General features: G+C 33.3%; 10 protein-coding genes and 2 tRNA genes. 10 read left to right on the forward strand and 2 right to left on the reverse strand.

The window, feature by feature from the left end; all coding sequences use genetic code 11:
* Positions 1–43: 43 nt before the first annotated feature.
* The 10 genes from AAON49_RS04320 to AAON49_RS04365 all read left to right on the forward strand — a co-directional run bounded on the left by AAON49_RS04320 (position 44) and on the right by AAON49_RS04365 (position 10,442).
* Positions 44–118 (forward strand) — tRNA-Pro (locus tag AAON49_RS04320).
* A gap of 196 nt (positions 119–314) precedes the next feature.
* A tRNA-Thr gene (locus AAON49_RS04325) sits at positions 315–388 on the forward strand.
* Between the two features lie 100 nt (positions 389–488).
* Positions 489–1,094, forward strand: coding sequence for a uridine kinase (gene udk / locus AAON49_RS04330; RefSeq protein WP_349552894.1), 606 nt, complete (start codon positions 489–491; stop codon positions 1,092–1,094).
* A gap of 4 nt (positions 1,095–1,098) precedes the next feature.
* Positions 1,099–1,413 carry an FtsB family cell division protein gene (locus AAON49_RS04335; RefSeq protein WP_349552895.1) on the forward strand — a complete coding sequence of 105 codons (315 nt, stop codon included), beginning with the start codon at positions 1,099–1,101 and terminating at the stop codon, positions 1,411–1,413.
* On the forward strand, positions 1,413–2,759 hold the full coding sequence (locus tag AAON49_RS04340; RefSeq protein WP_349552896.1) for a methylmalonyl-CoA mutase subunit beta: 1,347 nt from the start codon (positions 1,413–1,415) through the stop codon (positions 2,757–2,759). The genes AAON49_RS04335 and AAON49_RS04340 overlap by 1 nt, the downstream gene beginning before the upstream one ends.
* A complete protein-coding gene (locus AAON49_RS04345; RefSeq protein ID WP_349552898.1) occupies positions 2,756–3,079 on the forward strand; it encodes a hypothetical protein in 324 nt (107 codons plus the stop codon). The genes AAON49_RS04340 and AAON49_RS04345 overlap by 4 nt, the downstream gene beginning before the upstream one ends.
* A complete protein-coding gene (scpA, locus tag AAON49_RS04350) occupies positions 3,072–5,138 on the forward strand; it encodes a methylmalonyl-CoA mutase (protein ID WP_349552900.1) in 2,067 nt (688 codons plus the stop codon). The genes AAON49_RS04345 and scpA overlap by 8 nt, the downstream gene beginning before the upstream one ends.
* Positions 5,139–5,170: 32 nt before the next feature.
* Positions 5,171–6,613 carry an amidohydrolase gene (locus AAON49_RS04355; RefSeq protein ID WP_349552902.1) on the forward strand — a complete coding sequence of 481 codons (1,443 nt, stop codon included), beginning with the start codon at positions 5,171–5,173 and terminating at the stop codon, positions 6,611–6,613.
* 141 nt (positions 6,614–6,754) lie between these two features.
* A complete protein-coding gene (locus AAON49_RS04360) occupies positions 6,755–9,889 on the forward strand; it encodes a cytochrome c biogenesis protein CcsA (protein WP_349552903.1) in 3,135 nt (1,044 codons plus the stop codon).
* 37 nt (positions 9,890–9,926) lie between these two features.
* Complete coding sequence (locus AAON49_RS04365; protein ID WP_349552905.1) at positions 9,927–10,442, forward strand: DUF2892 domain-containing protein; 516 nt, start codon at positions 9,927–9,929, stop codon at positions 10,440–10,442.
* A gap of 52 nt (positions 10,443–10,494) precedes the next feature.
* Here the strand turns inward: AAON49_RS04365 and AAON49_RS04370 are convergent, their stop codons facing one another.
* Together AAON49_RS04370 and AAON49_RS04375 are read right to left on the reverse strand one after the other, a co-directional pair.
* Complete coding sequence (locus AAON49_RS04370; RefSeq protein WP_349552907.1) at positions 10,495–10,671, reverse strand: hypothetical protein; 177 nt, start codon at positions 10,669–10,671, stop codon at positions 10,495–10,497.
* Between the two features lies 1 nt (position 10,672).
* Positions 10,673–12,340 (reverse strand): LysM peptidoglycan-binding domain-containing protein, encoded by a 1,668-nt coding sequence (locus AAON49_RS04375; protein ID WP_349552909.1) that lies wholly within the window; start codon positions 12,338–12,340, stop codon positions 10,673–10,675.

Raw genomic sequence — 12,340 nt, forward strand, 5'->3', positions numbered from 1 at the left:
TGTTTTTTCTTTCTCTGAATTCTATATTTGTCGTCCTAAACTACGGGATGTAGCTTAGTCCGGTTAAAGTGCTGGTCTGGGGGACCAGAGATCGGAGGTTCGAATCCTCTCATCCCGACAAATAAAAAGCTTTAAATTCTTGTAAAAAGTTTACTTTTTTAATAGAATGAGAAGCTTTTTTTTATGAAAGCAAAGCTTTCATTTGTTAATCACACCAACAAGGATCACCAAATGCAATGAGATAATCCTCATAAAAAAAACACATTTTTTCATTTTGATTTTTTCATGAAAAAAATATATTTGCACCCGAAAAAGCCGATATAGCTCAGCTGGCTAGAGCAGCTGATTTGTAATCAGCAGGTCGTGGGTTCGAGTCCCTCTATCGGCTCTATAGAGTCCTTTCTTTGAAAGGGCTCTTTTTTATTTACTTTCCATTATTATTTTGTTAATTTTGTATCCGATTATTTGTCAAATCAATAATTACACAAATGCTTATAATTGGAATTGCCGGAGGAACAGGAAGCGGAAAAACAACCGTTGTAAATCAAATTATCAATGAACTTCCAGCTGATGAAGTTTGTGTAATTTCTCAAGACTCTTATTACAAAGCCACTGATGATCTTTCTTATGAAGAAAGAACAAAAATTAATTTTGATCATCCAAGAGCTATTGATTTTGAATTATTAATTGAACACATTACCGATTTAAAGGCTGGTAAAATTATTGAGCAGCCAATCTATTCTTTTGTCACTCACAATCGCACCAAAGATACCGTAAAAACGCATCCAAGAAAAGTTGTGATTATAGAAGGTATTTTAATTTTTAATAGCGAGAAATTACGTTCTCTTTTTGATATCAAAATCTTTGTACATGCTGACGCTGATGAAAGATTAATTAGAAGAGTTCGAAGAGACATATCAGAAAGAGGTAGAGATATTGATGAAGTTTTAAATCGTTATCAAGATACGTTAAAACCAATGCATCAACAATTTATAGAGCCTACAAAAAATTATGCTGATTTAATTATACCTAACGATCGTTACAATACTGTAGCTGTTGAGATTGTACGAACTGTGATTAGCGAGCGTTTATAATTATATGGGGTTTAAGAAATTAAAAGAAAGTCGTTATTTTAAGTTCCTAACAAATAGTTATATTATTATTTTAACTGTTTTCTTTATTTGGATATTCTTTTTTGATGAAAATACTCACTTAAATAGAGAATTTAACAAAGAAATTAAAGATCTTAAAAACACAATTACTTTTTATAAAAAAGAAATAGAGAGCGATAAAAAAACAATCAAACAATTGCAAGATTCGTTGCAATTAGAACGTTTTGCCAGAGAAAAATACCTTATGAAGAAAGACAATGAAGATGTATATATCATAGAATTTGATACCCTGAAAAAATAATGAGTACTTTTTTATTTGATGATTTTGAAAAACTATCACCAGCTGCCTGGAAGCAAAAAATTCAGGTAGATTTAAAAGGTGCAGATTATAATGATACTCTTCTCTGGAAAACAAATGAAGGAATTGTTGTAAAACCGTTTTATACAAAAGAAGATAGAACTAACACTTCAATATCATTACCAAAAGACGGTTTCAATATCTGTCAATCTATTTTTGTTGACGATGTCTCTATTGCAAATAAACTAGCCATCGATGCTCTCCAAAGAGGAGCAAATTCAATTCAGTTTATAGCTACTTCTATTTTCGATCATTTAATACTATTAAAAGGGATTAAAGAAAATGTTACAATTTATTATAACCTTAAGTTCTTAGATGCTCCTTTTATAGATAAACTATACGAAGCTCGTAAAAACCAATTCTTTCAAATTGACATTATTGGCAATCTAGCCAGAACCGGTAACTGGTTTTCAAATTTAAAATCTGATATCAGTACGCTCAAAAGTATTATACAAAACAAAGAATCCTCTTTGACAGTTGATGCAAGTATATATCAAAATGCTGGAGCAAGCATTGTTCAAGAGTTGGCTTATGCTTTAGCTCATACAAATGAATATATAGAGCTATACGGAGCAGAAGTAGCAAATAAAATTCATTATTGCTTTTCGGTTGGAGGAAATTACTTCTTCGAAATCGCTAAACTAAGAGCTTTTAGAATCTTACATCAAACTCTATTAAAAGAATATGGTGTCAAAAACTCTAGAGCACATATTTTTACAAAACCTAGCTTACGCAATAAGACTATTTACGATTACAATGTAAATATGCTAAGAACTACTAGTGAATGTATGAGTGCAATTTTAGGTGGTTCAGATACTATAGCAAACGTTTCTTACGATACTCTTTATCACAAATCAAATGAATTTGGAGAAAGAATAGCAAGAAATCAATTACTTATATTACAAAAGGAAGCTTATTTAGAAAAAGTACAGCATATTGCTGATGGAGCTTACTATGTAGAAAGTGTAACAAAACAACTAGCAGAAAAAGCTCTTTTGATCTTTAAACAGATAGAAAAAGGTGGTGGTTTTTTAAAACAATTAAAAGAAGGAATCATCCAAAAAAAGATTCAGGAAAACGAAAAAAAAGAGCAAGAGCTATTTAATCAAGAAAAATTTGTACTTTTAGGAACAAATTATTTGCCCAATAAAGAGGATAGAATGAAAGGTAATCTTGAAATTTATCCTTTTATGAAGCAAAATAATACCAAAACTTTAATTCCCCCAATTTCCCCCAGAAGGCTCTCAGAGCATTATGAACAACGTAGATTGGAAACGGAATTATTATGACAGGTAACAGTGAAAAGATCAAAAGATTAAAACAAAGACAAGCGGAAAAAAGAGAAAGGATTAAAGCCTATAAGGAGAAAATGAAGAAACACGTTTTCTACTTATCAATAGTAATAGCCGCTATTTCAATTATATTTTTAGAAAATGCTTACAAAGTATTTGGTAGCGCGGCTAATTTCTTAATAACCACTTTATCAATATTTGTTATTTTTTCTACAGGTTATTATGTAGCTGTGAGGTTTCTAACCAAACAAAGAGAGCGTGAAATAAAAATCATTAGATCCAAACTCTACCGATTAATGAAATTACAAAATGAGTAGAAAAAATTTACAGGATTTAACCTTAGATTTCTCAGAAAATAAAACTATCAAAACCTTCAGTCATGAAGGTTTTGTTGCTGGTAAGGCACCCAACTTAAGAGGTCCATACTCTACAATGTATGTAAGAAGGCCTTGGACAATCAGACAATATGCTGGTTTTTCAACAGCAGAAGAAAGCAATGCATTTTACAGAAGAAATTTAGAAGCTGGACAAAAAGGATTGTCTGTTGCTTTTGATTTAGCAACACATAGAGGATATGATTCAGACCATGACAGAGTTCAAGGAGATGTTGGGAAGGCAGGAGTAGCTATAGATTCTGTTGAAGACATGAAAATTCTTTTCAATGGAATTCCTCTCGATAAAATGTCTGTTTCTATGACTATGAATGGAGCAGTACTTCCCATTCTTGCTTTCTATATTATTGCCGCAGAAGAACAAGGTGTTAGTCCTGAACAGTTGTCTGGGACAATTCAAAACGATATTTTGAAAGAGTTCATGGTAAGAAATACTTATATATATCCTCCAACACCTTCTATGAAGATTATTGCAGATATCTTTAAGTACACCAGTCAAAATATGCCTAAGTTCAATTCAATCTCTATATCAGGTTACCATATGCAAGAAGCTGGAGCAACACCTGAAATTGAATTAGCTTATACTTTAGCTGATGGCTTAGAGTACATTAGAAAAGGATTGGAAGCTGGAATGGATATAGACTCTTTCGCACCAAGGCTTTCATTTTTTTGGGCTATAGGAATGGATCACTTCACAGAGATTGCCAAAATGAGAGCTGCAAGAATGCTTTGGGCAAAGATTGTAAAGCAATTCAATCCACAAAACCCAAAATCTCTAGCACTAAGAACACACTGCCAAACTAGTGGCTGGAGTTTAACAGAGCAAGATCCCTTTAACAACGTAGCAAGAACTACAATAGAAGCAATGGCTGCTGCTTTTGGAGGAACGCAAAGTTTACACACTAATGCATTGGATGAAGCTATTGCTTTACCTACAGATTTTTCAGCTAGAATAGCTAGAAACACACAAATATATATACAACAAGAAACGCAAATTACTAGAACTGTTGACCCATGGGCTGGTAGTTATTATGTGGAAGAATTAACCGATGAGATAGCTAAAAAAGCTTGGGAGTTAATTCAAGAGGTAGAAGAGTTGGGTGGTATGACCAAAGCAATTGAAAAAGGCATTCCTAAAATGCGTATTGAAGAAGCTGCTGCAAAAAAACAGGCTAAAATAGATAGCGGTCAAGATATAATTGTAGGAGTAAATAAATATCAGCTCAAAGAAGAAGATCCTTTACATATTTTAGAAGTAGATAATGAAGCAGTTCGGAGCTCTCAAATAGATAGACTAAATTCACTCAAGTCTCAAAGAGATGACGTTAAAGTCTCAGAAACACTACATAATTTAACCAAAGCTGCTAAATCAGGTAACGGAAATTTATTAGATTTGGCTGTAAAAGCAGCAAGAGAAAGAGCCACATTAGGCGAAATCTCAGATGCTTTAGAATCTGTTTTTGGCAGACACAAAGCAGTTCATAAAACCATTTCTGGCGTGTATAGTAAAGAAATTAAGAACGATCAACTTTTCAAGAAAGCTTCTGAATTAGCAGACAAATTTGCTGAATTGGAAGGAAGAAGACCACGTATTATGATTGCAAAGCTAGGGCAAGATGGTCATGATAGAGGAGCTAAGGTTGTAGCAACTGGTTATGCAGATCTTGGTTTCGACGTAGATATTGGACCTTTGTTTCAAACTCCCGAAGAAGCTACCAAACAAGCAATAGAAAACGATGTACATATTTTAGGGATTTCGTCCTTAGCAGCTGGTCACAAAACATTAGTTCCTCAGGTAATTGAAGAACTAAAAAAGTATGATCGAGAAGATATTATGGTCATCGTTGGAGGTGTTATTCCCGCTCAAGATTATCAATTCTTATTTGATGCAGGAGCTGTAGGAGTTTTTGGTCCGGGAACAAAAATTGCACAAGCTGCTATTGACATGCTAAACATTTTAATTGACTCTGTTGAAGAATCTTAGTATCTTTTAGGTCTAATTTCAACAAAAACACAATGAAAAGACTAACCACTTTTATACTGATATTATTTGTATCAGTAGGATTGTATGCGCAAAAGAAAAAACTTTCAAAAAATAAAAAAGCATTAATTGCTTCTGTTGAAAAGCACAAAAAAGAACTCATTCGTATTAGTGATGAAATCTGGCGTCTGGCAGAAACAGCTTTTGAAGAAACCAATTCAGCAGAAATCTTAGCAAGCTACGCAGAAAAACAAGGCTTCAAAGTAGAACGTGGAGTAGCTGAAATGCCTACAGCTTTTGTTGCTACTTATGGATCCGGATCTCCCGTAATTAGTGTTTTGGGAGAGTTTGATGCCCTACCGGGAATCTCACAAAAAGCACAGCCTACCAAGTCTCCATTAGTAGAAGGCGGTGCTGGTCATGGTTGCGGTCATAATTTATTTGGAGCAGGAAGCTTAGGTGCTGCCATTGCTATTAAAGAATTAATTGAAGCCGGAAAAATTAAAGGAACAGTAAAATTCTTTGGAACTCCATCTGAAGAAAAATTCTTCGGAAAAATATGGATGGTAAATGCTGGACTATGGGATGATGTTGATGTGAATATTAGTTGGCATCCATCGGCAAATACAGAATCTGATGTACAAAGTTCATTGGCTCTGGTTGATTTTAAAGTTGAATTCTTCGGACAAGCGGCACACGCTGCTGGTGATCCTTGGAACGGACGTAGTGCTTCAGATGCCTTGGAATTGTATGCTTCTGGAATTAATTATTATAGAGAACATGTGAGACCTAGTGTACGAATGCATTATCATATTCAAGATGGCGGGCAAGTAGTAAATGTTGTTCCGGATTACTCAAGAATTTGGGTTCGCGTTAGAGACAGCAAACGTTCTGGAATGTTACCAGTGTATGAGCGTGTAAAAGAAATGGCAAAAGGCGCTGCTATTCTTGCAAATGTTGATTACAAGGTTTCTCTAATTTCAGGAATCTATGAAGTACTAGTCAATAGAGAAGGTGGTAAAATTATGCAACAAAATTTAGAATTGTTAGGTCCTATAGAATATACAGATGAAGAAATTGCTTTTGGTAAAAAGATTCAAGAAGTAACAAACAAGCCTCAAATAGGAATGGATGCTGATATAAAACCTTTGGAAAAAACTAAAGAAAACCCTGGAGGTGGTTCTACTGATGTTGGTGATGTTAGTTGGAACGTTCCGAACATCAACCTTAGAGTAACCTCAGCTCCCAAAGATACTCCTTGGCACTCATGGGCTGTTGTAGCTTGTGGTGGAATGAGTATTGGTCATAAAGGAATGATTTATTCCTCTAAAGCAATGTCTATGACCATGTTGGATCTTTTTGAAAATCCAAAACTTGTAGAAAAAATAAAAGCAGAATATAAAGAACGGAAAGGAAAGGAAGTCTACAAAGCAATCATACCAGATGGCCCTCCTCCTATTCCAAATCGTAAGAAATAAAATGAAATTCCCTGTATTGTAAAATTTGCAGGGAATTTTTGCATGTAAAAGGGAATTTTTGCATCTAAAAAGATACAAAAGCGTCTTCATTTTGGCGTTTAATGCGTAAATTTGCAATACCTTTTTAAAGCCCTTTTTAGGATGAAAAAACTCTTCAATATTCTTTACTCTACACGTTTAATGGCTGTGCTTTTTATTGTCTTTGCAACAGCTATGGGAATCGCCACTTTTATAGAAAATGATTATGGTACTCAAACTTCAAAAGCACTAGTTTATAACACTTGGTGGTTTGAAGCTATTATGGTCTTTTTTGTTATTAATTTCTTCGGAAATATCTTTAGATATCGATTAACAAAAAAAGAAAAATGGCCTGTATTAATGTTCCATTTGGCATTTTTGTTCATTATCATTGGAGCTGGAGTTACTCGTTATATTGGTTATGAGGGGTTGATGTTAATTGATGAAGGCGAAACAACTAATAAATTCTTATCGGAAACTACTTACCTCAATGTTGTAGTAGACAATAGTAAAGAGCAAAAAGTAATTAATAGAAAGACATTGTTTTCCGCAAGAGGAAAAAACAATTGGAGTATAGAAAACGACTTTAGAGGAAAAGACTTTTCAATCAACTTAGTAGATTATATCCCTTGGGCCGAAAAGAAATTAATTGAAGACGAAAATGGATCAGAATATCTTTTTGTGGTAGAATCTAGTAGCGGTTCTCGTCATGAACATTATATTAAAAAAGGAACACTACAAAATATCCATGGAATTTTGGTTGGATTTGAGGCTTCAGGAGAAAATGCTTCTGTTAATATTTTCAGACAAGATGGAAGCCTTAAAATTAAAGCAAAAAATGATGGAACTTGGCTTAGAATGGCTGATCAAAAAAAGGGAACTATTGTAAAAGATAGTGTACAACAATTTCAACTTCGCTCTTTATACAATGTAGCTGGACTTCCTTTCGTTGTGCCAGAGCCAGTGAAAAAAGGAACGATGAAAACTGTAAGAGGTAAAAAGCGTAATGATGAAAAGTTAGATGTTTTGGTGCTAGATGTTACAGTTGGCGAAGAAACCGAAAGATTAGAAATTGCCGGAGGACAATTCAATACACAAGGTCAAAAACAATTAACGCTTAATGGATTGAACTTTAGAATGCTCTATGGTTCTCAAATTCTTGAGACTCCTTTTAGTCTTAAACTCAACGATTTCCAATTAGACAAATATCCAGGTTCTGAAAGTGCTGCAGCTTATGCAAGTGAAGTAACAGTAGTGGATCAAAAAGATGTCTTTGATTATAGAATATACATGAATCATATTCTTGACCATAAAGGATATAAATTTTTCCAAGCAAGTTATGATTTAACTGGCGAAGTAGAACAAACTCACCTTTCAGTAAATCATGATTTCTGGGGTACATTAATTACATATATTGGATATTCTCTATTATATTTTGGAATGATCTCGATGTTATTTGCTCCAGGTACACGTTTTGATTACTTGAAGAAAATGCTCAAAAAAATTGAAAAGAAGAAAGCTACATTGACTTTACTATTTGGTTTTTTTATAGGTATCTCTTCTTTTGCTCAGAATCATGATATACACTCTAATGTTAAACCAACAGATCAACAAATAGATTCTATTTTAAATGCTAGTTTGGTAGACAAAGATCATGCTGAGCAATTTAGTAGACTAGTTATTCAAGATGCAGGAGGAAGAATGAAGCCAGCGCACACCTTTGCTTCTGAGCTGGTGAGAAAAGTAGCACATACTAATTCGTTTAGAGATATGACTCCTAGTCAAATTCTACTTTCTATTACCGAAAATCCAATATTATGGTATGAAGTTCCTTTTATTTATTTAGAAAAAGGAAACACTCAAATAAGGGAAATTTTAGGTTTAGAAAAGGATGCAAAATACGCTAGATTATCTGACTTTTTAACTTCAAAAGGTGTTTATAAGATACGTGAAGCTGTAGCTGAAGCTCAAAAGAAAAACGTACAAAACAAATTTGAAAAAGATCTTATAAAGATTGATAGAAGAGTTGGTCTATTTTATAGTGCTGTAGGTGGTGGAATTTTAAGAATTTTCCCAATTCCTAATGATGAAAATAACAAATGGGTATCTCTCCCAGAAACTTCTAAAGCAGCTTTTAAAGGGAAAGATTCTGTATTTGCTAGACAATCTCTACCAATCTATCTACAGCTGTTACAAGTTGCTAAGAAAAACAACGATTATAAACAAGCAGATGAAATCCTAACTATCATTAAGAATTTCCAAAAAAGACATGGAGCCAATGTGTATCCTTCTGAAGATAAGATTGAGATGGAAATTAGATACAACAAGGCTTCTATTTTTAAACGATTAGCAAGTTATTATGGAATGGCTAGTGTTTTGATGTTAATCTTTGTCATATTACAGATTTTCTTTAATACAAAACTCATCCGTTATATCGTTAAATTTTTTATTGGAGTTAATATTCTATTGTTCTTGTTACATATTGCTGGTTTAGGAGCTCGATGGTATATTAGTGGAAATGCTCCTTGGAGTAACGCTTATGAATCTATTATCTATGTTGCTTGGGCAATTATGTTGTTTGGACTGATTATAGGTAGGAAATCATCATTAACATTAGCTTCAGCGGCCTTTTTAACTTCCATATTTCTAGCCTTTGCTCATCAAAATTGGTTAGACCCTGAGATTGCAAATTTACAACCTGTACTTAACTCTTGGTGGCTACTAGTGCATGTATCTATTATTGTGGCTAGTTATGGTCCTTTTGCTTTAGGAATGATACTAGGTATAGTAGCCTTATTTCTTACAATTTTCACTACTGAAAACAATAAGACGAAGGTAGAATTACATATCAAAGAGATTACTACAATTAACGAAATGGCACTAACTATCGGATTGGTAATGTTAACCATTGGTAATTTCTTAGGTGGAATGTGGGCTAATGAAAGTTGGGGACGTTATTGGGGTTGGGACCCTAAAGAAACTTGGGCCTTAATTTCTATTATGATTTATGCTTTTGTACTTCATATGCGTTTGATTCCTGGCCTAAGAAGTAGATATACTTTTAATCTATGGTCTATCATTGCTTTTGCTTCAATTATGATGACTTATTTTGGAGTGAACTTCTATTTATCTGGGTTACACTCCTACGCAAGTGGAGATCAGGTTATCACACCTAATTCAGTGTATTACTCTGTTGGCTTTGTAAGTATATTAGGAGTCATAGCGTGGTTTCAGCATAAAAAACACTATAAGAGTTAAAAAGAAAAGTGTACTTTTGTACTCCTAAAAAAAGAATATGTTTCACAAGAATATTAAGTTAGTATTAGCAGCATTGTCCTTAGCATGGTCGGTATATGAGTTTTGGCAAGGACATATTGGAAACGGAATCGCCATTTTTTTCTTAATGGGGATTTTTGTGCTACTATACTTTAAAAATGAGTTTATACTACTTGCATTTTTACAGTTAAGAAAACAAAACTTTGCTGGTGCTCAAAAATGGTTGGCCTATATTAAGAATCCTAGTGCTTCCTTAACAAGAAAACAAGAAGGATACTACAACTACTTACACGGTATAATGATGTCTCAAACCAATATTACACAAGCAGAAAAGTATTTACGAAAAGCTGTAAAATTAGGATTGGCTATGAAACACGATTTAGCAATGGCTAAATTACAATTGGCAGGAATTGCCATGACGAAAAGACGTAAGCGTGAAGCTACTACTTTAATGGCTGAGGCTAAAAAGTTAGATAAGCATGGAATGTTGAAAGAGCAAATGCAAATGATGAAACAACAAATGAAGAGAATTTAATTTCTCCTCATTTAATAGAAATAAAAAACTCCTGAGAAGTCAGGAGTTTTTTTTATGTTATACTTTTTACTAGAGAAATTACACCTAGAATAAAAAGAATGATAATTCCTAAATAAATTTTAAATCTACCTCGAGGTTCATATTCAACAGTAATATCTTCATAATCTGTCTTGAGAACAATATAAAAAGCAATAATAGAAATTAACACAAATACAATTCCAAGAACCATCTTACTTTAACCTAGTTAATGTAAGATCTGGGTTGTACTGCATTAAGAAAATTCCATTGTTTGTAGAAGTACTAAACAACATTCTAGAATACTCAAACTTACTTTCTATTCTATACGAAATTCCTTTTTTAAAGGTGCTTTTTAAGTTATCTCCAGAAGCCAGTCTTATTGCGGTATCATAAACAATATCAAAACCTTTTGTCGCATAATATGAAGGCAAAGCATTGTTCTTTTCTAAGTATTGTTTATTAAACAACTGCACTCCAGGTGAGTTTTCATCAATTAAGATATCGCTAGTGTAAGTAAATCCTAACTTGGCCAATTTATTATTATCTACTTTATTGAATTTATTGGCTTTATCCCAAGCAAAAACTTTAATAATTGTCTCTTCTGGAAGAATTTGCATTTCTGGCTCATCGTCTTTCTTCTTTTTCTTCTTATCATCTTCATCCTCATCCTCCTCTTCTTCCTCTGTTGGTAAACTAATCAAACTATTAATAACATCAGAAGAAATAACACTTTGATCTGTAGCCAGAATTACCCAATTACCAACTTCAGCTTTTAATGAATTAATTACAATGTGTTTTGCAATATATCCTTTATTAGGGTGAATTATTTTTGCCTCTTGAATAGAATCATGCTGTAGTAAAATTGCCTTTATCGCATCACTATTTCGAATAGAAGTAGTTGTGCTATCGCCAATAATTAAAATATTCTCATTCGTGTAACTTGCCAAAACATGGTCTATTAGAACCTTTTGATGAACATTTTTGTCTGCATAAGTTTTAATCACTCTAGAGGATCTAAACTTATCTTGATTTCTAGAAAATACAGGGAATACAACAGGTATTCCGGCTCTATTAGCTACTTTAGGAACTTCTTCAGAATATAACGGACCAACAATTGCATCATATTGATCAAAGTCGGTAACACCAAGGATTGAATCTATTTTGGTGTTTTTTCTACCTGTGTCAAACAATGAAATGTTAACATCTAATCCTTGTTTACGTAACGAATCAACAGCAACTGAAGCTCCTAAATACAAATCTGTAGTAATGTTAGCTAGCGCATTGGTCTTAAAAATATCTTTCCCTTCAATTGTATCATATTCAATTGCTCTAAAAGGTAACAACATTGCCAATCTTACTGAAGCATTCTCTTGTATGGTATCTTGATAGATTAGAATTTCATCTTCATCTGTAATTGGTTTGATTTTGAGAATCATGTCTAGTTTTAACCCTTCAGAAAGTTCAGGGTTTAATTCCTTTAACTCATCCTCAGAAACATTATAGAATCTTGTTAAATTGTAGAATGTATCTCCATTCTTTACTTGATGAACTACAAAACTCTTTTTCAATTCATCAATGTCAATTTCATCTTTCACAACTACTATACTATCATTCTTCTCTTCGATAACATCTGTATCTGTAGTTGTATTTTTTTCTGTAAAGTTTTTATTAGGAATGATAATTACCGTGTTAGGTTCTGGTCTTCTTCCCACATCTGGATTCAATCGTAGTAAATCTCTTGTTTTCATATCCAAACGTTTAGCGATCTGTTTCATAGTTTCGCCTCTTTTTACGGTATAGGATACATATTTTTTCTGTTGCGCACATGAGGTGGCAACAACCATAAAACATAGAATTACTAATAATTTAAATCCTCTCAT

This window comes from Pseudotenacibaculum sp. MALMAid0570, assembly GCF_040151415.1.
Classification (GTDB): Bacteria; Bacteroidota; Bacteroidia; order Flavobacteriales; family Flavobacteriaceae; genus Polaribacter.

Bases quoted from the DNA above. Each gene is read 5' to 3' on its own strand.
- AAON49_RS04360 (WP_349552903.1), top strand. From the start codon at position 6,755: ATGAAAAAACTCTTCAATATTCTTTACTCTACACGTTTAATGGCTGTG.
- AAON49_RS04335 (WP_349552895.1), top strand. From the start codon at position 1,099: ATGGGGTTTAAGAAATTAAAAGAAAGTCGTTATTTTAAGTTCCTAACA.
- AAON49_RS04345 (WP_349552898.1), top strand. From the start codon at position 2,756: ATGACAGGTAACAGTGAAAAGATCAAAAGATTAAAACAAAGACAAGCG.
- udk (WP_349552894.1), top strand. From the start codon at position 489: ATGCTTATAATTGGAATTGCCGGAGGAACAGGAAGCGGAAAAACAACC.
- AAON49_RS04375 (WP_349552909.1), bottom strand. From the start codon at position 12,340: ATGAGAGGATTTAAATTATTAGTAATTCTATGTTTTATGGTTGTTGCC.
- scpA (WP_349552900.1), top strand. From the start codon at position 3,072: ATGAGTAGAAAAAATTTACAGGATTTAACCTTAGATTTCTCAGAAAAT.
- AAON49_RS04355 (WP_349552902.1), top strand. From the start codon at position 5,171: ATGAAAAGACTAACCACTTTTATACTGATATTATTTGTATCAGTAGGA.
- AAON49_RS04365 (WP_349552905.1), top strand. From the start codon at position 9,927: ATGTTTCACAAGAATATTAAGTTAGTATTAGCAGCATTGTCCTTAGCA.
- AAON49_RS04340 (WP_349552896.1), top strand. From the start codon at position 1,413: ATGAGTACTTTTTTATTTGATGATTTTGAAAAACTATCACCAGCTGCC.
- AAON49_RS04370 (WP_349552907.1), bottom strand. From the start codon at position 10,671: ATGGTTCTTGGAATTGTATTTGTGTTAATTTCTATTATTGCTTTTTAT.